Origin of the sequence: Bradyrhizobium sp. SZCCT0231 (assembly GCF_018130245.1) — a bacterium.
Taxonomy (GTDB): Bacteria; Pseudomonadota; Alphaproteobacteria; order Rhizobiales; family Xanthobacteraceae; genus Bradyrhizobium; species Bradyrhizobium japonicum_F.
Genome location: NZ_JAFCKP010000023.1, coordinates 1 through 22,293, shown reverse-complemented (window position 1 = coordinate 22,293; position 22,293 = coordinate 1). Strand labels below are relative to the sequence as shown.

The 22,293-nt window shown below is 65.5% G+C and carries 20 protein-coding genes; 8 read left to right on the top strand and 12 right to left on the bottom strand.

Going from position 1 to position 22,293, the window contains the following annotated elements:
• Positions 1-4: 4 nt before the first annotated feature.
• From JQ566_RS31545 to JQ566_RS31530, 4 genes are read right to left on the bottom strand one after another with little or no spacing between them, the layout of a single operon-like run.
• Positions 5-1,177, bottom strand: coding sequence for an acyl-CoA dehydrogenase family protein (locus JQ566_RS31545; RefSeq protein WP_212379656.1), 1,173 nt, complete (start codon positions 1,175-1,177; stop codon positions 5-7).
• Positions 1,171-1,968: an ABC transporter ATP-binding protein gene (locus tag JQ566_RS31540; protein WP_212379654.1), complete on the bottom strand. Its 798-nt coding sequence runs from the start codon at positions 1,966-1,968 to the stop codon at positions 1,171-1,173. The genes JQ566_RS31545 and JQ566_RS31540 overlap by 7 nt, the downstream gene beginning before the upstream one ends.
• Positions 1,962-2,984, bottom strand: a complete 1,023-nt coding sequence (locus tag JQ566_RS31535; RefSeq protein ID WP_212379652.1) for an ABC transporter permease — start codon at positions 2,982-2,984, stop codon at positions 1,962-1,964. The genes JQ566_RS31540 and JQ566_RS31535 overlap by 7 nt, the downstream gene beginning before the upstream one ends.
• Positions 2,962-4,065, bottom strand: coding sequence for an ABC transporter substrate-binding protein (locus JQ566_RS31530; protein ID WP_212379650.1), 1,104 nt, complete (start codon positions 4,063-4,065; stop codon positions 2,962-2,964). The genes JQ566_RS31535 and JQ566_RS31530 overlap by 23 nt, the downstream gene beginning before the upstream one ends.
• A gap of 475 nt (positions 4,066-4,540) precedes the next feature.
• Between JQ566_RS31530 and JQ566_RS31525 the strand changes: the two genes are divergently transcribed.
• Positions 4,541-5,521: an ABC transporter substrate-binding protein gene (locus tag JQ566_RS31525; RefSeq protein WP_212379648.1), complete on the top strand. Its 981-nt coding sequence runs from the start codon at positions 4,541-4,543 to the stop codon at positions 5,519-5,521.
• Positions 5,522-5,644: 123 nt separating this feature from the next.
• Here the strand turns inward: JQ566_RS31525 and JQ566_RS31520 are convergent, their stop codons facing one another.
• Positions 5,645-6,082 (bottom strand): hypothetical protein, encoded by a 438-nt coding sequence (locus JQ566_RS31520; protein ID WP_212379646.1) that lies wholly within the window; start codon positions 6,080-6,082, stop codon positions 5,645-5,647.
• A gap of 363 nt (positions 6,083-6,445) precedes the next feature.
• Between JQ566_RS31520 and glgC the strand changes: the two genes are divergently transcribed.
• The 3 genes from glgC (at position 6,446) to JQ566_RS31505 (ending at position 9,549) form a co-directional block, all read left to right on the top strand.
• Positions 6,446-7,708 carry a glucose-1-phosphate adenylyltransferase gene (gene glgC / locus JQ566_RS31515; RefSeq protein WP_212379644.1) on the top strand — a complete coding sequence of 421 codons (1,263 nt, stop codon included), beginning with the start codon at positions 6,446-6,448 and terminating at the stop codon, positions 7,706-7,708.
• On the top strand, positions 7,705-9,162 hold the full coding sequence (gene glgA, locus JQ566_RS31510; protein WP_212379642.1) for a glycogen synthase GlgA: 1,458 nt from the start codon (positions 7,705-7,707) through the stop codon (positions 9,160-9,162). The genes glgC and glgA overlap by 4 nt, the downstream gene beginning before the upstream one ends.
• Before the next feature lie 126 nt (positions 9,163-9,288).
• Positions 9,289-9,549 (top strand): SemiSWEET transporter, encoded by a 261-nt coding sequence (locus JQ566_RS31505; protein WP_025037992.1) that lies wholly within the window; start codon positions 9,289-9,291, stop codon positions 9,547-9,549.
• Between the two features lie 41 nt (positions 9,550-9,590).
• On the opposite strand, the gene JQ566_RS31500 is transcribed toward JQ566_RS31505, so the two are convergent.
• Positions 9,591-10,385 carry a DODA-type extradiol aromatic ring-opening family dioxygenase gene (locus JQ566_RS31500; protein WP_212379640.1) on the bottom strand — a complete coding sequence of 265 codons (795 nt, stop codon included), beginning with the start codon at positions 10,383-10,385 and terminating at the stop codon, positions 9,591-9,593.
• Positions 10,386-10,541: 156 nt separating this feature from the next.
• Between JQ566_RS31500 and JQ566_RS31495 the strand changes: the two genes are divergently transcribed.
• Positions 10,542-10,721: a hypothetical protein gene (locus JQ566_RS31495; protein ID WP_027572935.1), complete on the top strand. Its 180-nt coding sequence runs from the start codon at positions 10,542-10,544 to the stop codon at positions 10,719-10,721.
• Between the two features lie 7 nt (positions 10,722-10,728).
• On the opposite strand, the gene JQ566_RS31490 is transcribed toward JQ566_RS31495, so the two are convergent.
• Positions 10,729-12,198: a carboxylesterase/lipase family protein gene (locus tag JQ566_RS31490; protein WP_212379638.1), complete on the bottom strand. Its 1,470-nt coding sequence runs from the start codon at positions 12,196-12,198 to the stop codon at positions 10,729-10,731.
• A gap of 75 nt (positions 12,199-12,273) precedes the next feature.
• Entirely contained in the window at positions 12,274-12,483 is a 210-nt protein-coding gene (locus tag JQ566_RS31485; protein ID WP_212379636.1) for a hypothetical protein, read from the bottom strand.
• A 228-nt stretch (positions 12,484-12,711) separates the two neighbouring features.
• On the opposite strand from JQ566_RS31485, the gene JQ566_RS31480 reads away from it, so the two are divergent.
• The 3 genes from JQ566_RS31480 (at position 12,712) to JQ566_RS31470 (ending at position 16,195) form a co-directional block, all read left to right on the top strand.
• Positions 12,712-15,399 carry a flavin-containing monooxygenase gene (locus JQ566_RS31480; protein ID WP_212379634.1) on the top strand — a complete coding sequence of 896 codons (2,688 nt, stop codon included), beginning with the start codon at positions 12,712-12,714 and terminating at the stop codon, positions 15,397-15,399.
• Positions 15,400-15,533: 134 nt separating this feature from the next.
• A complete protein-coding gene (locus tag JQ566_RS31475) occupies positions 15,534-15,806 on the top strand; it encodes a hypothetical protein (protein ID WP_212379632.1) in 273 nt (90 codons plus the stop codon).
• Between the two features lie 83 nt (positions 15,807-15,889).
• Positions 15,890-16,195, top strand: coding sequence for a hypothetical protein (locus JQ566_RS31470; protein ID WP_212379631.1), 306 nt, complete (start codon positions 15,890-15,892; stop codon positions 16,193-16,195).
• 65 nt (positions 16,196-16,260) lie between these two features.
• Here the strand turns inward: JQ566_RS31470 and JQ566_RS31465 are convergent, their stop codons facing one another.
• From JQ566_RS31465 to JQ566_RS31450, 4 genes are all read right to left on the bottom strand, one after another.
• The gene (locus JQ566_RS31465; RefSeq protein WP_164934324.1) at positions 16,261-16,416 is read right to left on the bottom strand and encodes a hypothetical protein; all 156 of its coding nucleotides are present in this window, start codon (positions 16,414-16,416) and stop codon (positions 16,261-16,263) included.
• Positions 16,417-16,519: 103 nt separating this feature from the next.
• Positions 16,520-17,038: a septal ring lytic transglycosylase RlpA family protein gene (locus tag JQ566_RS31460; RefSeq protein WP_212379629.1), complete on the bottom strand. Its 519-nt coding sequence runs from the start codon at positions 17,036-17,038 to the stop codon at positions 16,520-16,522.
• 235 nt (positions 17,039-17,273) lie between these two features.
• Positions 17,274-18,926, bottom strand: a complete 1,653-nt coding sequence (locus tag JQ566_RS31455; RefSeq protein ID WP_349643370.1) for an NAD-dependent malic enzyme — start codon at positions 18,924-18,926, stop codon at positions 17,274-17,276.
• 315 nt (positions 18,927-19,241) lie between these two features.
• Positions 19,242-21,572 (bottom strand): mechanosensitive ion channel domain-containing protein, encoded by a 2,331-nt coding sequence (locus tag JQ566_RS31450; protein ID WP_212379626.1) that lies wholly within the window; start codon positions 21,570-21,572, stop codon positions 19,242-19,244.
• Positions 21,573-22,293: the final 721 nt, after the last annotated feature.

Here is a 22,293-nt window from a genome sequence, read left to right as displayed (position 1 = left end):
ACCTCTAGGGCCCGAGTGCGACGCGGCCGAGGCCGATGCGGGTGGAATCGTCCTGCGGCGTGTGCACGCGCCCGCACAGCACGTCGCGATAGTGCCGCTCCAGCGGGTTGGTGCGGGACAGGCCGTGATTGCCGGACAGCGACAGCGCGTCCTCGACCACGGCCACAGCGTTGTTGGTCACGGTCAGCTTGATCGCGTTGGACTCGCCCGCGGAGAGCTGGATGCCGTCGTCGAAGTCGCCGGCAAAGGACGCGATCAGCCGCGCATTGACCGCAAGCCGCGCCTCGATCGCACCCAGGATCTCCTGTGCGCGCGACAAGGTCGCGAGCGGCGCACCGAGGCTGGCGGGCACGCGCTGCTTCAGGAACGTGATCAGCCAGTCGCGCGCGGCACGCGCGACGCCGTCATAGATCGCGGCGACGAACACGGTGTGAGCAGTCGCCTGCGTGACGTCGAGCGTGCGCCAGTCAGCCGGCTTGCGTACGTCGATCTCGGCATCGAGCGGGATCACGACATCGTCGAAGATGACGTCATGGCTGCCGCTGGCGCGCAGGCCATGATGGTCCCAGGTCTCGACGATGCGCGTGCCCGGCAGGCCTGCCGGCACCAGGAACTGACCGACGCGCGGCTCGGCCTCGTCGGTCTGCGCCCAGACCAGGTACCATTTCAGGAGCGGCGATCCCGTCGAGTAGATCTTGTGGCCGGAGAGGCGCCAGCCGGTCTCGGTGCGCCGCGCGATCGTCGCCGGCAGTCCGCCGCGCGCCGGCGATCCGAGTTCGGGTTCGACGCGCAGCGCGTTGATGAGCGCAAGGCCTTCGACGCTCTCGCGCGCGAGCTTACGCGACAGCCGCGCCGGCCAGGTCGGGCTGCGCGCCATGACGAGATGGTTGATGTAATGCATCGACAGCACCAGCGCGGTGGACGGATCGGCCTTGCCGAGGATGCCGAGGACGCGCGCGGCGTATCGGGCGCCGGCACCGGCGCCGCCATGGGCCGCCGGCACCGTCAGCGACAACAGGCCCGCCGCGGACAGCTCACGAAAATTCTCGAACGGAAAGCTGCCGGTGCGGTCGTGCTCGGCCGCGCGCGCGGCAAAGCCTGTCGCAAGCGTCTCTGCGCGGGCGATATAGTCCGGCTCGTTGTGAGCCGTGCGGCCCTTGGCTGCGGAAGTCACCATGTGGCGTCCAGTCCCAACAGGCCAAGGATCTGGCGACGCAGATCAGCCAGATACGGATCGCCGCGGTGGCGCGGATAGGGCCGGTCGACGCGGATGTCGGCCTTCACGCGCGCGGGACGATCGCTGAACACGATGACGCGGTTGGCAAGCACCAGCGCTTCCTCCGCATCATGCGTCACCAGCAGCGTGGTAAATCCCTTGCGCTGCCACAACGAGACGAGCTCGGCCTGCATGGTGATGCGGGTCAGCGAGTCCAGCTTTCCCAGCGGCTCGTCGAGAATAAGGATCTTGGGATCGTTGACCAGCGCACGTGCGAGCGCGACGCGCTGCGCCATGCCGCCGGAGAGCTGATGCGGATAGGCATTGCGGAACGAGGACAGCCCGACGAGATCGAGCGCGTCATCGACGCGATGGCGCTGGCTCCTGAGAATGCCCTGGGCCTCGAGGCCCAGGGCGACGTTGTCCCAGACCGACCGCCAGGGAAACAGGGTCGGATCCTGGAACACGACGACGCGCGAGGGATGCGGGCTTCTGATGCGCGCCTCGTCCTCCCGCAGTCTCCCCGCCTTGGGCTTGTCGAGTCCGGCGACCAGCCGCAGCAAGGTCGACTTGCCGCAGCCGGACGGGCCGAGCAGCGCGACGAACTCGCCGGGCTCGACCGAGATGCTGACGTCGCTGAGCACCGGCAGCTCGATGCCGTCGATGTCGAAGGCGTGGCTGACCTGCTCGATGTCGAGCTCGGCGCCCGCGGCCGGATGCGTGACCGCTTCGGCAGGAGCTGTGGCTACCATTTGACGGTCCCCTTCTGCCAGACCAAGAGGCGATCGCGGATCGCAAACAGCAGCGTGATCGCGCCGGAGCAGAGCAGCGACATCACGATCAGCGCCGCATACATGTTGGCGTAGGCGGCCCAGCCCTGCGCCCATTGCAGGTACCAGCCGAGTCCCGCCTTGACGCCGATCATCTCGGCGACGACGAGCACGGCAAAGGACGAGCCGAGCCCCATGAACAGGCCAACGAAGACGTGCGGCAGCGCCGCGGGGATCGCGACCTTCAGCACCAGGAACGACGGCTTGGCGCCCAGCGTGCGCGCGACGTCGTAATAGGCGTTGCTGACGCTCGCGACGCCCGACCAGGTCAGCACCGTCACGGGAAAGCCCGTCGCCAGCGCGATCAGGAAGGTCGAGGCACTCCAACTCGACGGGAAGGTGAAGAACGCGATCGGCAGCCAGGCTGTCGCCGGCAGCGGGCCGATGAAGCGCAGCACCGGATGCACCCAATAGCCGACCGCGCGCGACCAGCCGATCGAGACGCCGGTCAGGAAACCGATCGTGGCGCCGATCAGATAGCCGCCGAGCTGGAGCTTGATCGAGGCGAAGACGCTGTCGAGCAGCTTCGGCAGATCGTCGGTATAGACCTCGATGATCGCCTGCGGCGGCGGAAAGAACGGCAGCGGCAGCCAGGCGAATTTTGCGGTCGCGACCTCCCACACCGTCAGGAACGCGCCGAGCGCGACCAGCCAGGGTGCACGCTTGTGCAACGCCTGTCCCGCCGATCCCAGATAGTCGGCACCGACGGTACCGAACAGCGCAATCGCGGCAATGACGAAGGCCGCGATGCCGAGCGAATGCGTGCGCGACCAGTCGCCGACATCCTGCCACCACAGGCAGGACAGGCCGAAGGCGATCCAGGCGAAGCTGGCGAGAACGCCGACACCGGATTCCCGGAGCCACGTCGCCAGCAGCGGCGCGCGCGAGGCGCGCGGCGCGCCGGAGGCGAGGCCGTCAGACAGCGAATACGTCGACATAGATGCGCTCCGCGAATTTGGCGGTGTCGGTGCTCTGCTTGAAGACCTGCACGCTCTTGAGATCGTCGGCATAGGCCTTGAGCTCGCGCTTCAAGATCTCGCCGACAGGATGATGATGGTGGGTGTGGTAGCGCACCATGCCCTCGATATCGGCGAGCGTCGCCGCCTTGGGCGCATAGGGCTGGAACGATTTTGCCGCGACCGCAGAGTTCTGCGCGGTGAACATCGCGGCATCGAGCAGCGCCTGGGTGATGGCACGCGCGACCTGCGGCTCCTCGCGCACCAGGCTGCCGCGCAGGCCGAGGATGCAGCAGCTCTTTTCGCGGTACTCACCGTCGAGGTTGGAGGCGACCTCCTTGTACTGGGTGTCCTTCAGCCAGAGATAGGCGAGCGGATCGGACGACAGGAACGCCTGCACCTCGCCCTTCTCGACGGCAACGTTGAGCAGGTTGCCGGGATAGGCGCGCCAGTCGACGTCTTTCACCGGATCGATGCCGAGCTTGGCGAGCTGGATCGAGAAGAAGTTCTTGTCGGGACCGGCGAGATCGCCGACCGCAACGATCTTGCCCTTGAGGTCGGCAAGCTTCGAGACGCCGGAATCGGTGCGCGACAGCACGCGCATGCAGCCGCCATGGGTGCCGGCGGCGATCTTGACGTCAAAGCCCTGTTCCAGCGGCTTCAGCCAGCGCAGCGCCATGCCGAGGCCGGCGTCGCTCTTGCCCGTCGCGATCGCTTCGAGCAGCTGGTCGGTCGAGCCGGAATAATTGACGAGCTCGACGTCCAGATTGTGCTTCTGGAAGAAACCGTGCTCGATGGCAACGGGCACCGGCGCGAGGCACACCGCTCCGGCGTTCCACGACAGTTTCAGCTTGCGCGGCGCGCCGGTGAGCGCGGGGGCGTCCGAGGCCGTGCGGCAGAGCGGAAACTCCGAGAGGTCAACGCCAGGCACGATGTCGCGCGGTGCGAAGGCCTGCGCTGCACCAAAGGCGCCAAGCGGCGCGGCGAACGCCGCAGCCAACCCCGCCTGGAGCAAATGACGCCGGTCAAGGCTCGATCCTCCGCGTTTGTTATCTTTGTCCATCAGCCCCGCTCCTGAGTTGGCACAGCTCCGCCGTTCGCGCAGCGCATTGCGTTGCGCATGTTCCGTACGGAGATGCGTTGAGAGAATATTCTTCGTCGGCGCTTCCCGCGCCGCGTTGATGCGATGCGCAAATCATGCGGCGTGCGAACCGCATCGTCAATGAAATGGAATTTCGAATGTGACGCGAAGCGAAGTCATTCTCTCCATCGGCGCGTGCGGGAACGATGAAAGGATTTTCGCTGTCGCGTCGTCATGCAAAGCGGATCGCGACTCTCTCGCTTGCTTCATCCGTACGCATCTTTCCGCTGCGCAAGCCGCGCGTTCTCGAAAGCCTCGCTTTGTTGAAACGTCCTTGCCGATCGCGCACGCAATACGGTTGGCCATTTCATTGACTGCGCATTGCGCGCTCATAGACTTGGTCGTCCCGCTGCATCATTCGCTTACGCATCGTGAGCCAAGCAACAAGACGGATCCAATGAGCATCAACTCCCAAGACCATTCCATCACCCGCCGGCTTGCGGCCTCGCTGCTGGCCGCCGCCATCACCTTGTCGACGGCGGCTGCATCGCTCGCCGCCGACACCGTCGTGCTGCGCGTCGGTGACCAGAAGGGCGGCAACCGATCGCTGCTCGAGATCTCCGGCTATGCGAAGGACCTGCCCTACAAGATCGAGTGGTCGGAATTCCCCGCGGCGGCGCCGATCCTGGAAGCGCTCAACGCCGGTGCGCTCGACGTCGGCTACACCGGCGATCTCTCGTTCCTCTCGGTCTATGCAGCGGGCGCGCCGATCAAGGCGATCGGCGGCACGCGTTCGGACGCGAAGACGCAAGCGATCCTGGTGCGCCAGGATTCGCCGATCAAGTCGGCCGCGGACCTCAAGGGCAAGCGTCTTGCCGGCACGCGCGGCGGCTGGGGCCAATTCCTGATCGACGCGACGCTGGAGAAGGCAGAGATCAAGCTGGAGGATGCGACTTTCGCGCCGCTCGGCCCGGTCGATGCCAAGATCGCGCTCGTCGCAGGCTCAATCGACGCCTGGGCGGTGTGGGAGCCCTATGTCTCGTTCGCGACGTTGAAAGACAAGGCCCGTGTGATCGCCAACGGCGAAGGGCTGACGCCGACCGTCACCTTCATCGTCGCCTCCGACAACGCCATTGCCACCAAGCGCGCGGCGGTGCAGGACCTCGTGCAGCGCTTGAACAAGGCGCGGCTGTGGTCGCTGGATCACCTTCCGGAATATGCCAAGAACACGGCCGAGCTGACCAAGTTGCCGGAAGACGTGCTGCTGTCGGCCTACACCGCGCAGCGCACCAGCCCGATCGTGATCGACGAGAAATTGGTCAAGGAGGTGCAGGAAGCCTCCGACCGCTCGACGCGCTACGGCATCCTGCCGAAGAAGCTCGACGTCAGCAAAGCCGTCGACCGCAGCTTCACGGCTGCAGCCGCGGGATCGAATTAGGCGGAGGCGGCCGAATGCACAGGCTTCGCCTTCAGCCCGGCCCATTGCATCTCGCCGCGATCGTGCTCATGCATGTTGCATGCATGAGCCTGATCGTGTGGCTCTCGTTCTAGCCGCGCGGTCTCACCAATATCTGCGGTAATAGTGCCGGTGATAGACGCGGTACGGCCGGTAATAGCCATAGCTGTAATACGGCCGATAGGGCCGATAGTATCGCGGATAGGCATAGGCCGGCCCGTAGCCATAGCCGTAATAGGCCGGGGCGTAACCGTAGCCGTAGCCCGGATATCCATAGCCGCCATAGTACGGTCCGCCGTAATAGCCGTAGCCGTAAGGGGCGCCGGCCGCGATGGCGCCGCCTATGATCGCACCGGCCGCGAGACCACCAAGGCCCCAGCCCCATCCACCGCCGCGCCAATGCACCTGCGCGACGTTGTCGCCGGCCGCAGCCTTCATCGCCGCGACGTTCGTCGGCATCGGGCCCGCCGTGGCCTGCCCGATTTGGCCCGCCATGACCGCGCCCGCCAGCGAACAGGCAATTGCCGTCTTCCAGATCCTCATCGTCGTACTCCCTGTCTGACCTTTCGCTTGGAAAAGGATCGCAGCGTCATGATCGGGCATCCTTGCGCCAAGTCAAAGCCTGGAATCTCAAAGCCTGGAATTTCAAAGCCTGGAATTTGCGTGCACCGCACAAGACGCATGCCTCCGTTCGATCAACCGGTGCCCGGCGAGGATTGACGACTTCGCCGCCTGTGACACCCGTGCGACGGCGCCTGAGGCCCGAACACCCGGCAAAGCATTAAGCTTCCGGTGCATTCGCAACCAACAACCACCTTCACGATTTACTATTCGTGCCGTTACTATCGGTTCCAATGTGCGCGGCCGGGAGGCTTCTCGCGAGCGCCAGGGTTGTGGGAGGATGACATGAGTGCCGCGAGACCCGAGCCGCTTGCCCGTCAGGCGCTGGCGTTCGTCCTGGCCGGAGGACGCGGCAGCCGCCTGCTGGAGCTGACCGACCGGCGCGCCAAGCCGGCAGTCTATTTCGGCGGCAAGTCCCGCATCATCGATTTCGCGCTGTCGAACGCGGTGAACTCGGGCATCCGCCGCATCGCGGTCGCAACCCAATACAAGGCGCATAGCCTGATCCGGCATCTCCAGATGGGCTGGAATTTCTTCCGTCCCGAACGCAACGAGAGTTTTGACATCCTCCCCGCCAGCCAGCGGGTCTCCGAGACCATGTGGTATGTCGGCACGGCCGACGCGGTGTATCAGAACATCGACATCATCGAATCCCACGCCTGCCGCTTCATCGTGGTGCTGGCCGGCGACCACATCTACAAAATGGACTACGAGGTGATGCTGCGCCAGCACGTCGAGAGCGGCGCCGACGTCACCGTCGGCTGCCTCGAGATGCCGCGGACGGAATCCTCGGGCTTCGGCATCATGCATATCGACGAGAACGGCTGGATCCAGCAATTCCTGGAGAAACCGAAAGATCCGCCGCCGATGCCGGGCAAGCCGGACGTCTCGCTCGCCAGCATGGGCATCTACGTGTTCGACGCGAAATTCCTGTTCGACCAGCTCAAGCGCGACGCGGAAGACCCGAACTCGAACCACGATTTCGGCAGGGACATCATCCCCTACATCGTCAAGAACGGCCGCGCGATGGCGCACCAGTACTCGACCTCCTGCGTCCGCTCCGGCAGCGACACCCGCGCCTATTGGCGCGACGTCGGCACGGTCGACGCCTATTGGGCCGCCAATATCGACCTCACCGACGTGGTGCCCGAGCTCGACCTGTTCGACCGCGCCTGGCCGATCTGGTCCTACGCGGAGATCACGCCGCCGGCGAAATTCGTCCACGACGAGGAGAGCCGGCGCGGTCAGGCGGTGAGCTCGCTGGTCTCGGGCGGCTGCATCATCTCCGGCGCCTCGCTGCGCCGCTCGCTGCTGTTCACCGGTGTGCGCATCAACTCCTACGCCAATGTCGAGAACGCCGTGATCATGCCCTATGTGAATGTCGGCCGCGGCGCTCACCTGAGGAACGTCGTGATCGACCGCGGCGTCGAGATTCCCGAGGGGCTCGTCGTCGGCGAGGATCCCGAGTTCGACGGGAAGCGCTTCCGCACCACCGAGCAGGGCATCTCGCTGATCACCCAGCCGATGATCGACAGGCTCAATACATGACGCCTGTTCGCGTCCTCGCAGTCGCTTCTGAAGTCTATCCCCTCGTCAAGACCGGCGGCCTTGCGGATGTCGCCGGTGCGCTGCCGGCTGCGCTGAAGGCGCATGGCGTCGAGATGCGCACCTTGATGCCCGGCTATCCCGACGTGATGCGCCTGGTGTCGGGCGCGGAGGAGCTCCGGCGCTGGCCTGAGTATTTCGGCGGTCCCGGGCGGCTGCTGGCGGGCTCGTATGACGGGCTCGATCTGTTCGTGCTGGACGTGCCGCATCTCTATGCGCGGCCGGGCAACCCCTATGTCACCGCCGAGGGCATCGACTGGCCGGACAACGGCGTGCGCTTTGCCGCGCTGTCGCGCGTGGCCGCGGATATCGGCCACGGCCTCGTGCCGGCCTTCGTGCCCGACATCGTGCACGCCCACGATTGGCAGGCGGGGCTCGCGCCGGCTTATCTGCACTACGACAACCGCCGGCGGCCCGGCACCGTGATGACCATTCACAACATGGCCTATCAGGGCAAGTTCGCCCCCGAGTTGATCGGATCGATCGGCCTGCCCTGGGACTCGTTCAACGTCCAGGCGCTGGAATATTTCGGCGGCATCAGCTTCTTGAAGGCCGGCCTGCGATTCGCCGATCGCATCACCACGGTATCGCCGACCTACGCGAAGGAAATCCAGAGCGACGAAGGCGGCATGGGGCTCGGCGGCCTGCTTCGTGAACGTTCGGGCGTGCTGAGCGGGATTCTCAACGGCATCGACATATCGGTGTGGAATCCGCAGGAAGATCCGCACATCGCCTACCGCTTCGGCGCCGAGGACCTGACGTTCCGCGCCGCGAACAAGGCGGTGCTGCAGCAGCAGTTCAACCTCGATTCCTCCGACGAAGCACCGCTGCTCGGCGTCATCAGCCGGCTGTCGTGGCAGAAGGGGCTCGATCTCCTGCTCGAGGCCATTCCGACCATCCTGCATGAAGGCATGCAGCTCGCACTGCTCGGCAGCGGCGAGCGCGATCTGCAGGATCGCTATCAGGCCGCGGCCCGCGCCAATCCCGGCCGGATCGGCGTCGTGATCGGTTATGACGAGATTCTGGCACATCTGATCCAGGCCGGCTCGGACGCGCTGATCGTGCCCTCGCGGTTCGAGCCGTGCGGCCTGACCCAGCTCTGCGCGCTGCGCTATGGCGCCGTGCCGATCGTCTCCCGCGTCGGCGGCCTCGAAGACACCATCGTCGACATCGGCGAGACCGACACGTCCGGCCACGATGCCACCGGATTCAAGTTCGGCCCCGTGACGGCGGATGCCCTCGCCGGCACGCTGCGCAAGGCCAACCTCGCCTTCCACGACAAGCTGACCTGGCGCCGGCTGCAACGCAGCGGCCTTGCGACCGACGTCTCCTGGCGCAACCGCGCCGGCGATTATGCCGCGCTCTATCGCAGCCTCATCGCGGCCCGCGGGGCGTAGCGTTTTCGAGCGAAGTGGGCACCGGTTGGCGTCAAGAAAACGCGTCAAAACAAGAATGGGAGCTTCGTTCCGATGAAATCGGAACGAAGCTCCAGGCATGGCCCGAATCCGTGCTACAGAGCGCGCATGGACCCGCTAATGATCAAGCTGATCGGCTTTGCCGCCGCCACCTGCACCACCGTCGCCTACGCGCCGCAGGCCATCAAGGTATGGAAGACCCGCTCCACCGGCGACATCTCGCTCGGCATGTTCCTGGTGATGGTGCTGGGCCTGGCGCTCTGGCTCATCTACGGCCTGCTCTCGGGCGATGGCCCCCTGATCGCCTCGAACGCCGTCACCATGCTGCTCGCCGGCGGCATCCTGGTGATGAAGCTGCGATACGGGTGAGGCTTTCTTCGCTTCTCCCCGCGTGCGGGGAGAGGCGAAGATCACCCAAACACATACGACGCCATCGCAACATTCGCGACCTCGTCGACGAAGACGCGGCGTCCGACATCCTTGCCCGCAGCACCGGCCGCCACCATCAGCGGCAGCAGATGGTCCTCGCGCGGATGCGCCAGGCGCGCGCTGGGCGCGTTCTCCCAGTCGACCAGCATGGCATTGCGCCGCGCCGCATCCGGGCTGCTGATCGCCTCGTTCAGATAGGCCTCGAAGTCGTATGAGACGGGCTTGGACTCCGGCCGGTTGAAGCCGCGCATGTTGTGATAGGTCAGCCCGCTGCCGACGATCAGAATGCCGTCGTCGCGCAAGGGTGCGATCGCCTCCCCGACCTTGATGTGTTCGGCCGCGTCATAGCTCGACTTCAACGAGAGCAGCACGATCGGCATGTCGGCGTTCGGATACATCAGGCCGAGCGGCACGAAGGTGCCGTGGTCAAAGCCATGGTTGGGATCTTCGCGGCAATCGAGGCCGGCATGCGTGAGCAGCGCCTTCACCTGCGCGGCGAGCTCGGGCCTGCCCGGCGCCGGATATTTGAGGTGATAGGTATGCTCGGGGAAACCGTAATAATCGTAGACCATCGGCGGATGCGACGAGGTCGACACGGTGAAGGCGTCGGCCTCCCAATGGCCGGTGATGACGAGCACGGCCTTCGGCCTCTCGGGCAGAAGCTGCGGCAGACGGCCGAACGCCTCGGCGGTCTTGGCATATTGCACCCGCCTGTCCTCCATGAAGGGCCAGGGGCCGCCGCCATGCGACAGGAAGAGGGTCGGAAATCGCGTCATGAGGCTGGTCTCGTTGACAACAGGCGCGTGCGAGCTGTCCGCACGAGCTGCGGTGAGCATAGGCAAAGCCGTATGGTTAGCAAGTCGTTAACGATTTGCCGCCCAGAATCCCCGGTGTGGCCGAAGCAGTCGGCCTGAAGACAAGTGAGACGTGAGATGAGGAAGTTTGCGCTGGGGGACGTCGTCAACAGTGACAAGGGCCGCCGCGGTGTCGTCCGCGCCGCCTTCAAGTCCAGGGAAGGCCAGCAGTTCTATGCCGTCGAGAAGGACGGTGCGATAGACTATCTGGAGGAAGACCGGCTGAGCCCGGCGCCGCGCGTCGAGCTCGCGGCTTAGATCCAACTCATTTCCTGCCCTCACCTGCGAGCCGATCGAGACGCTCCGCGAGGGGATCCTCTCCGCTCGCGATGCGATCGTTCGTGATCAGCAGCAGGCGATCGCCGCCCGCCGCGTCCCAGCGTGGCAGGTCGGGACCATTGGGATCGCCGCTCCTGGCGAAATTGATCCAGTAGGCGCGCATGCGGCTCGCGACCGCGCGATCGCGGCGCGACAAGATGCCTGCACCGGGCACGCCTTCCGCACCGAAGATGAACTGCAGCTCCCGCCCGTGGCCGACGTCCGGATTCGCGCGCCTGGCCTCCGGCACGTAGGCGAAGCGGTAGCGAAAGGTCGGTGCGCCGCTTGCCGCGTGCAGGCGGGCCAGCAGTCGCACCGGCTCCGAGAAGATCTTGTCGGTGTAGAACCTTGCCGCGAGATCCGAAGGTCTGGCGAGATCGGGATAAAGCTGGCGCAGTTCGTCGCTGGCAATGCCGGACGATGCAAGCTCCTCCTTGATATCGGACTCATTCTCCAAGCCCGTCTCGTCGTCGTTCGAGCCGATGATCAAGGGAATGCGGCTTTGATGTCCGGCCGCAAAGCCCGAGGCAAGGTCCTCGGTCACCAGGCGTCCATCCATCGTCGGCGCGAAGCCGCGTCGCGATTTCTCCAGCAGATGGCTTTCGGCGGCAAGCAGGCGTCGCGGCTCGGTTGCGCGCAAATCTGTCTTCGGTCCAAGCGCGGCCACGAACTGCCGGCCCACCGCCTCCGCCTCTTGCGCTGAACGCAGGCGCGCGCGGCCGGGCACCGATTGCAGAATGGCCTTCTGGAAGAGATCGCGCGCTTGCGCGGACAGCATCAGCACCGCGATCGATGTCGCGCCTGCATCGCTGCCGAACAAAGTGACGTTGCTCGGATCGCCGCCGAAGGCCGCGATATTGTCGTGCACCCAATTCAGCGCCGCGATCTGGTCCATCAGGCCGAAATTTCCGGCGCCGCCGCCCGCAAGCGCGGGGTGCATGAGCCAGCCGAGCGCGCCGAGGCGATAGTTCACGGTGACCGCGATGAGGCCCGCCTGCGCCAGCTTGGTGCCATCGAACAGCGGATCGTTCGCAGTGCCCGAGACGAAGGCGCCGCCATGGATGAACACCATCACCGGCAATGGGCCGTCGACCCCGAAAGGACGGAACACGTTCAGCGTCAGGCAATCCTCGCTCGCCTGCGGCAGCGCCGGCTGAAGGCACGGCGCACCGTAGTCGTAGGCGGTGCGCATCTCCGAACTTTCGGTCGTCGGCTGCGGCGGGTGCCAGCGCAGCGCGCCGACCGGCGGCGCCGCGTAGGGCAGTCCCTTGAAGGACGCCACCTCGCCTTCCACGGCGCCGAGCATCTGTCCCTCGCGCGTCAACGCGAATGGAAATTGTCCGACCGGCTGAGCCACGGCCGATCGTGCGCCACACAGGACTGCGGAAGCCGCAACAAGTGCAAGCAAGCACCGCATCTTCGAAGGGTCTCGATGGAGGGTCCCGGCAGGTTATGTCCAGAGCCGTCAGCGAAGCAAGCCTCGCGCCCGTGCCTAACCGCCTTTGCCCTTCAGCTCCGCCAGCGCGCGGCGAGCGATGATGCCGAGCTCGCCGAGGGTGGAGTGGCCGGACTGCGCCGCCTCGATCAGGCGCTCGGCGATGAACCTGCGGCTGTCGTGATCGCCGCCATGCGGCAGTTGCCGGCACGTCTCCTCGAGGACGACGTCCATGTTCGCTTTGGTGCGCTCACTCAACTCTGTCATGACGCCCAGGCTACGCGTGGCTTGTAGGCGCAAGCATACACAGAAGGATGCGGTCTGATTACCCCGGGCTATCACGGCCATTGTGCATCGCGGTGCGTGTGGTGCCGCAACATTCGCGCGGTCACGATGCCGCCGCAAACGACCACCGGGGATTGCACTTGCTGTAATGACAAGCTGAACCTGCGGCGATAGCCTGCCGGCAAAACAAAACACACGGGAGGAAATGCCATGTCTGACGCAATGGTTGCCACACGTGCCTCCGATGAGCGCGGAACCGCTCAGCAGGTCGATGTCGCCGTCGTCGGCGCCGGATTTTCCGGCCTCTATCTTCTCCATCGCCTGCGCAAGGCCGGCTTCTCAGCGGTCGGCCTCGAGGAGGCCGGCGATGTCGGCGGCACCTGGTACTGGAACCGCTATCCGGGCGCGCGCTGCGACATCCAGACCATCGACTATAGCTATACGTTCGATCCGGAGCTCGAGGCGGCGTGGACATGGTCGGAGAAATACGCGACCCAACCCGAGATCCTGCGCTACCTCGGCTTCGTCGCCGACCGCTATGATCTCAGGCGCGACATCCGCTTCAAGACCAACGTCGCCGAAGCCAGATGGGACGAAGCGTCGGAGCGCTGGCTCATCACCACCGACAATGGCGCGCCGGTCTCCTGCCGCCATTACATCATGGCCACCGGTTGCCTCTCCGCACCCAAGCCGCCGGAGATCGACGGCGTCAAGGACTTCGAGGGCGAGGTCTATTTCACCGGGCGCTGGCCGCATGACGGCGTCAACCTTGCGGGAAAACGCGTCGCCGTGATCGGCACGGGCTCGTCGGCGATCCAGTCGATCCCGCTGATCGCCGAGCAAGCCGCGCATCTGACCGTGTTCCAGCGCACGCCGAATTTCGCGCTGCCGGCGCATAACGGCCCGGCGCCGTCGGACCGCATGAGTCTGCTGCAGGGCGACCGCGCCGCCTATCGCGAGCAGGCGCGGCAGTCGATGGCCGGGGTGCCCTATCCGCAGCAGACGGTCGTGAGCTGGCAATTGAGCGATGCCGAGCGCCGCGAGCGGTTCGAACGTGCCTGGGCGGCGGGCGACCTCGTCCACATCCTGACGCAGTTGTGGGCCGACCAGGCCGTCGATGTCGACGGCAACAAGATCGTCCAGGACCTGATCCGCGAGAAGATCCGCGCCGCCGTCAGGGATCCCGAGACCGCCGCGGCACTCACGCCGCATGACCATCCCTTCGGCGCCAAGCGTCCCTGTCTCGACACCAACTATTACGCCACCTACAACCGGCCGAACGTCACGCTGGTCAATCTGCGGCAGGAGCCGATCAAGGCAATCACGGCGAGCGGCATCTCCACGAACGGCCGCAGCTTCGACCTCGACGTCATCGTGTTCGCAACCGGCTTCGACGCCATGACCGGTGCAATCCGTGCCGTGCATCCGATCACCGGTCGCGGCGGCAAGTCGCTCTCCGACGTCTGGGCGCAGGGACCGCAGACCTATCTCGGCCTCACGGTGGAAGGCTTTCCGAACTTCTTCATGGTCACCGGGCCCGGCAGCCCGTCGGTGCTGTCGAACATGGCGGTGTCGATCGAGCAGCATGTCGACTGGGTGGTGGACCGCCTTGCCGCATTGCGCGATGCCGGCTTCACCACGATGGAGCCGACCGAGACCGCGCAGGCCGGCTGGAACAGGCACATGGCCGACTGCTCGATGCTGACGCTGCACCGGCTCGCCAACACCTGGTACACGGGCGCCAACGTGCCCGGCAAGGTGCAGGGCCTGATGCCCTATACCGGCGGCGTCGGCCCTTATCGCAGCATCTGCGACGAGGTGGTCAGCCGCGGCATGCTCGGCTTCAGGCTCACCGGCCCTGATGGCGCCGCGCAGTGCAATGACGGCGAGGTGGTGCGCCTGCAGCCCGACGTGCGGCTGGTGCTGAACCTGCTCGCCTCGCTCAACCTGCCGCCGATCGAGTCGATGGGCGCGGAAGGCGCGCGCGCCTTCGTCAACGAGTTCAACAAGAGCCGGCCGGCAGGACGGCCGATCGGCGAGATCGTCGACGGCATCCTGCCCGGCGCCGACGGGCCGCTGCCCTACCGTGTCTTCAAGCCGGCAACGCCGGGACCACATCCGGTCGTGGTCTACTTCCACGGCGGCGGCTGGGTGCTCGGCGACGAGCAGTCGGACGAACCGTTCTGCCGCGACATGGTGCGGCGGACCGGCATGATGTTCGTCAGCGTCGGCTATCGCCACGCGCCGGAGCATCGCTTCCCGACCGCGGCGGAAGACGGCTATGCGGCCACGCGCTGGATCGCCGAGCACGCCGCCGAGCTCGGCGGCAAACCGGGCCCGGTGCTGGTTGCAGGCTGGAGCGCCGGCGGCAACATCGCCGCCGTCACCTGCCAGCTCGCGCGCGACCGCGGCGGGCCTGACATCGCCGGCCAGCTCCTGGTCTGCCCGGTCACCGACTGCAGCTTCGATCGGCCCTCCTACAACGAAAATGGGACCGCCTATTTCCTGACGCGCTCGCTGATGTACTGGTTCTGGGACCTCTACTGCTCACCGGCGGACCGCACCGATCCGCGCGTCTCGCCGCTGCGCGGCAAGGTCGAAAGGTTGCCGCCGGCCTTCGTCGTCACCTGCGAGTTCGATCCGCTGCGCGACGAAGGCATCGCCTATGCCGAAGCGATGCAGGCCGCAGGCGTCCCGGTCGAGCAGCTCAGGGCGCGCGGCCATTTCCACTCCTCCTTCACCATGGTCGACGTGGTGATCACGGGCGTGTCGGGCCGGGTGCAGATGGCCGGAGCCTTGCGGCGCTTCGCCGGACTGCCGCCGGAAATCAGCCGCGGCGACGAGAGCAGCCAAGGCCACGCCAGCCCGGGGCACAGGATCGCGGCGGCCGCGAGCTGACCAGGGACAAGGCAGCCGGGAACCAATTCCCGGCTGCCGCGTTGAGTGGCCGTGGCATTGAGATGCAGCGAGAGGTGTGTAGGCCCCGGCACGCGGATTTGTGTGCTGGGGCCGTCTTTTGCGTGAGGCAAGCGATGGGGGAGTTGGTCGGGGATTCAAAGGTCGATTTCGGCGCGCTCGCGGTGCTGCATAAATGGCCGTCGCTTGCTAACCAGCGAAGGCCGGACAGAGAGTCCTATCAGGTGAGCGAGGGCACGCTCGACGAGTGCATCTCGGCGTTCATGGAGAAGCCGGCGGCAACCCGGCACCTCTACGAGATTCGCACGGCGGCGCAGCCGCCGCTGGTCACGGAAGTCCTCTCGCCCGAACACGTCATCGAGCTCTCGCGCTTACGTGAATTCCTCTGACGGCGCTTCACGATCGCGCGCAGGAACATTCTTCCGGTGCTTCCCGTTATCAGGGATCGGAAGCAAAGACGCGAGCGCCTCACATGCTTGAAGCTGGCGTATCATCTCCCGTCGTGCCCTACGGCGCAGACCAGACCCTCTTCGTGGTGATCGATCGCCGCGACGAGGCGACCGAAATCCCTATCGAGCGCAGCGATCTTGAAGCCACCATCGGCGAGCTTGTCGCCGGCTGCTTCAACGATCCCATCAAGGTGATCTCATTCAACACGCTTGAGCACTGGATGAAGGACATCTCGACCGACGTCGTCGGTGAGATAAAGGCGCGCTGCGACATCTACGGCATAGAGCTCCCCGATTATCTCAGCGACTTCGTCGAGAGCCACAGCTGAGCGGGCGTTGTTTCAATTGCGCAGACAGGGAAGCAAGGGCGGATGCGCTTGCAGGTTCGCCAGAGCTATGCGCGGCGGTGCTTGCCGGCGATGACCTCGATCTCGCGGCGGCGTTCGCCCGCGAAGGTCAGGAGCTTCTCGATCGTCAGCGTATCCGTGATCCGTTTGGCGAGCCGCTCGGCGCGCGCGGCCTGATCTTCGAGATACTGGATCGTGTTCAAGCGCCGCCTCCCCCGAAAGCCCGGAATTGTGTGGGCAGCCATGGTGCTTGAGAAGCCGCTAACAGCCGGTTAAGCGCACCGCATCGGCGCGACTGGTCGCGCCCTATCGCACGACCTCGAGCCTGACATTGGTGATGCCCTTGTCGACCATGCCGAGCGCCTCGGCCGCGGAAGGCGAGATATCGACCACGCGCCCGCGAACAAAGGGCCCGCGATCGTTGACCCTGACGGTGACGAAGCGGCCGGAGGAGGTATCGGTGACGCGCAGCTTGGTGCCGAACGGCAGGGTGGGATGTGCCGCCGTCAACTCGTTCTTGTCGAACTTCTCGCCGCTCGCGGTTTCCGTATCCGAATAGAAGCTGGCGACGCCGTGCGAAGCCGTCCGCTTTGCGTCACGGTCCGGGGCGCGCGCCCGGCTGATCGGGCGTGGATGCAGCGCCGCCACCCTGTGCGGGCGCTCCACCGCGGCCTGCCGGCTGGTACCGGCGAGATCGGCCCTCTGGCGCCCGACCGGCGATTGCGCGCAGGCGGCGAGCGATGCTGCGAAGACGACGGCGAGCAGCAGCCGGCACGAGGTTGCGAGGGAAATCCGGGCAGTTTCGGCACGTGCAATGCGAGACATGGTACGCCCCTCCGAACGGGGCGGATTTTCGGTGGGCAATGAGGGCAGAACCTTGTCGGAACAAAAGCGGCTCTGGGGCCGCTGCCGTTTCGCATCGGCTGTGACGATTCCACCACAGTGTGGCGTGTTCCGAATCGGGACAGATGGCCCCCTAACCAGCGCGGGGGCAACGAAAATCAGGCGCTCCACCAGAACTTGGGGAGCGCCTGACCAGATCAACCGTCGGCCTGGTAGCTCAGTAGTGCGGCTCGTACATCTGGGATTGGACCAGGGCCTTCACGTCGTTGGGCGCGGGTCCGTCCGCGAGCCCGCGTTGGTAGGCGACGTCAGCAACGGCCGCCGCGATGCGGACCGAGACCTCGCGGATGCGCGGCAGTGCCGGGTAGAGGCTGCCCTGCGCGAGATCCTCCTTGCCGACGCAGTCGGCGAGCGTGTGGGCCGCCGCCATGAACATCTCATCGGTCACCAGGCGCGAGCCGCTGGCGATGACGCCGAGACCGACGCCGGGGAAGATGTAGGAGTTGTTGCCCTGGCGCGGCACGAAAGTGCGGCCGCTGAGCGTGACCGGATCGTACGGGCTGCCGCAGGCGAACAGCGCGCGGCCCTCGGTATAGCGATAGGCGTCCTCCGCCGAGCACTCGGCCTTCGAGGTCGGATTGGAGAGCGCGAACACGATCGGCTGCTGATTGAGCTCGGCCATCGTCTTGAGCACTTCGGGCGTGAAGGCGCCGCCGACCGCAGCGACGCCGATGATCGCCGTCGGCTTCAGCGTCTTGATCGCTGTGAGGAAATCGGCGATCGGCGCCTGGCCGGTGTGGGCATAGCGCAGCTTGTGACCGGACAGGCCGTCGCGGCCGCTGACGACCAGACCGCGGGAATCCACCAGCCAGTTGCGCCGGAGCGCGTCCGCCTCGGAAGCCCCTTCCGCCATCATGGCGGAGACCACGAGATCGGCGATGCCGGTCGCCGCCTCGCCCGCGCCGAGGAACAGGATGCGCTGGTCCCTGAGCTTGCCGCCGGAGATACGCAAGCCTGAGAACAGGCCGGCGAGCGCCACGGCCGCAGTGCCCTGGATGTCGTCGTTGAAGACGCAGGCTTCATCCCGGTACTTGTGCAGCAGCCTGAACGCCGAATGGTTGGCGAAATCCTCGAACTGGATCAGCACGCCCGGGAAGGTTTTTCGCGCGGCTTGCATGAATTCGTCGACGAAGCTGTCATAGGCCTCCCCGGTCAGCCGCCGCTCGCGCAGGCCGAGATAATAGGGGTCGTTCAACAGCTCTTCGTTATTGGTGCCGACATCGAGCACGATCGGCAGGCACGCTTCCGGATGCACGCCGGCACAGGCCGAATAGAGCGAGAGCTTGCCGACAGGGATACCCATGCCGTTGGCACCGAGGTCGCCAAGTCCCAAAATGCGCTCGCCATCGGTGACGACGATCAGCTTGGCCGGATAAGGCCAGTTCTTCAGAAGCTCCGCGATCTGGCCGCGATCGTGCGAGGAGATGAACATGCCGCGCGGCCGCTGGAAGATCAGGCCGTATTTCTGGCAGGCGAGCCCGACCGTCGGCGTGTAGATGATCGGCTGGATCTCGTCGATATTGTCGACGACGACGCGGAAGAACAACGCTTCGTTGCGGTCATGCAGCGCGTTCAGCGCGACATATTTTTCGAGGTCCGTCGGCAGCCCGCGCAGATTGGTGAGAACGCGCTGAGCTTGCGTCTCCATCGTCAGCACGCAGGGCGGCAACAGGCCGCGCAGGCCGAGCGTGGCGCGCTCCGCTTCCGTGAAGGCAGTGCCCTTGTTGAGCAAGGGGTCGCGCAGCAACGTCATGCCATGCGATTGATCGGACGATGTCGGCTGGGCAACGACCCGGGCAGGTCTATTCACGCATTCCCCCAAGGAGTTTTAATTGAACCGCAGGCATTGTCGGCCAGCGCTCCATCCAGATCAAGGACGGAGAGACCGAGGCACCGATTGTGATCTCGCACCGCAGCGAGGTTTCGCGAACGATGGCAGTTGCGCGCGAAAAAGGTTAACGGCGCCATTCCGGCTTGATGTCGGCCGCCTTCACGGCCGGCCACCGTTTCGCGGTCATGGCGTTCTGAAGGTCCTGGCGTTCTGAAAAGTGGCCATGTTCGCGAGCCTGAAGGCAGCGTGAACGCTGCCGGGTCGCCAGAGGCAGGCCGGGAATTTTGGGACTGCCTATCCAGCCACCCGCCGCGGCGTCAGATTGGCGGCGCCATCCGCCGGTGGCGCGATCTGCATCAAGATGGTCTGGGTGGCGGATGCGACCTCGATGCCGTGCTGCTGGAAGCGCAGCTTCATGCGCCGGTTGAATTCGCGCTGGACCGGCCATCGCCCGGCCTCGGTGCAGCGGATCTGGCCGACGATCGATACCATTGCACCGTCCACCTTGTCGACGCCCCACAGCTCGAGGTCGCCGCGGATCAGGGCGCGGAATTCCGGTTCGCGTCGCATCTCCTCGACGATGTCCTTGAGGATCTGGCCGGCGCGGTCGGTGTCTTCCTTGTAGGCGACGTTGACGCTGACCGAGGCGTTGCCGGCGCCGCGGCTGGCATTGGTGATGGTCGTGACTGCGCTGAACGGCACGATGTGCACGGCGCCGTCACCTGCGCGCAGGCGGATGGTGCGGATCGAGACGTTCTCGACGACGCCGGAGAGCCCTGACACGCTGACATTGTCGCCGACCTGGACCGTGTTCTCCAGCAGCAGGAACAGGCCGGTGATGAGGTCCTGCACCAGCTTTTGCGAGCCGAAGCCGATCGCGATGCCGACGATGCCGGCGCCGGCGAGCAGCGGCGCGACATTGACGCCGATCTCGCTCAGCGCGGTGAGGCCGACGACGGTTGCGATCAGGCAGAGCAGCGCCGTGCGCAGCATCGGCTGGAACGTGCGCAGACGCGCGGCACGGGCATAATGGCCGTCCCGGGACAGCGTATTGATCTGGCGATCCAGCAGCGCATTGCTGGCTTCCCAGATCGCGGCAGCGATGAACACGGCGAGGCCGATCGTCACCATGGCCGAGATCAGTCGGCTGCCGATCTGGCCGCCATAGAACCAGACGATCGCGTCGACGCCCCAGACTTCGAGCACGGCCACGAAACCGATGAAGGCGATCGCGCTGGATACGATCCTGCGCAAGAGCGGCAGATAGCGGTTGGCGCGGGTCTCGAGGCCGGGAAAGCGCTGGAGGATCTCCGGCTTGATGCGGAAGCCACGGTCGATCAGGCTCAGCGTCACCATGATGACGACACGCGTGACCAGCGCCACCGCGATGGTGCCGACGAAATATTGCAGCAGCAGCGAATAGCCGTTGCGGATGTTGAGGGCCCACACCGCCCACAGCGCAAGGTCGAGCGCGATGGCAAGATAATGCCAGCCGCCGGCGATGCGGTTACGCAAACGGGCCGCAATCCCCTGTCGCTCGGCCGGCGCGCGGATGGCATCGGCCACCTGGCGGCGGCATTGCAGGATGATGACGACGATGAAGAGGTGCACGACCAGCATCACCATGCGGAGCAGCGCCGCATAGCCGGCGCGGTGCAGCCCGAGCAGCAGTGCTACGTTGGCAAAGGCGATGCCGGAGACGCCGACGCCGACGATGCGGCGCGCCCAGATCTCGATATAGGCGGCGGTCTCCGCGCGCACCGGGAACAGGCCGAACGGCCCCGCCAGCGCCCGGACCATGCAGATGAGCCCGCGCGAGAACGCATAGGCGTTGACGACGGCGAGGATCACGAGACGGACGGTCGTGGGCTCGCCGATCGTCGTCCCGAGCAGCGCCGTGGCGAGGCCGACGAAGACGACCACCGGGAGCAGCTCGAGCACGAGGCGTCCGAGCACGAAGGGCAGCCGCGACAGGACCTGCCAGACCCGCGCAAGGCTGTGACGGCGCTTGTTCAACTCCGGTGCGGGAGTGACATCGGCCACCGATGACGGCGGGTCGCCTGTGGGCAGCACCTGTGCTGGCAGGTGCGCGGTTTGCGGCACGCGTCCTTCCAGGAACGCGACCGGACGGCGGATCAGGCGAAAGATCACCCCCTCGGCTGCAAGGGCGCACCCGAGCACCAGCCCCAGCTTCCAGGCGATCTCGATCAGGAGGTTGTAGGCCGCGGGATCGTTCGCGGTCCGCATGATCCAGTAATAGAACGCCGGAAAGTGCGTGAGTGTCCGCGCCATGGCGGCGATCTCGCCCGAGATCTCGCCGATCTCCTCCGACACCGTGAGCAAGAGCTGCGCACCGAGGCCGTCGGCCGAGAGCGGGATCGGCGATTTCGGCTCGGGCGCAGGTTGCTGCGGACCGGACGCGTTGGCGATCGCGCGGAGCGTATCGATCATCTGCGCGCGCTTCTTGTCGTCCTGAAGGGTGTCCAGCGCGCGCTTCGCCTCGTCAGGCGACAGCGAGGCAGCGTTGTTTGCCGCGGCTGGAGGCGGCGCGGCATGGGCCCCGGAGAGAGAGGAGATCGCGAGGAAGAGAGCGGCGAGGAATGCCGGGGCAAGCTTATGCGACACGAGGATTCCCTGGAAAAAATGCATGCACCGGCGGCGTCGGGAGCGTCACCGCCGAAGCAGATGCGTCATGTCGGATTGCCGCTATTCGCCCCGGCCCTGTGTCGGAAGTTGGCCTTTGAGGCGACATTCTCTTGGCATTTGCCGCAATGCAGGATCAGGAGCCGCGGCATCACCGAAGTGCTGTGATGTGCCAAAGACTTCTCGCGCCATTGCGGAACGACGGCGAGGAGAATGGGAACAGCAGAATGTCAAACCGGCTCGTTGCGGCAGCCCTCGCCACGGCCATCCGACACGATCGATGTGATGCAAATTACAGCGCCGGGAAGGTAGGGGCTTTGCCTCACTGATGCAGCCCGCTAAACCTTGACCCGGCGTGCCGTTCGCGGTTTCTGCCGCTATGCGATAGTCCGAACGAGCTCCATCGCACTTAGCGGCTGGATTTGCGGAGGTGGCGTCATAGACCTCCCCTTGCTCATGAAGTGGACATTGCGCGTCGCTTGTTTGCGACCGCCGCGAATGCTCCACCTAGGACACAAAACTGTCAAGCAAGATAACGATCTAAAAATCACATTTGAAGGCGCGAGTTCCCTGGAAGCAAGCAGTCGATGGAAGGCGCTTCCGCGAGAGTCGAGTAGAGAACGCGTAGGACCTCCTACCCTTGGTCAAGGGGAATAGGCGTCCTTGAATAGGGCAATATCGTAGCGCCGTGCTCGATGCAGTC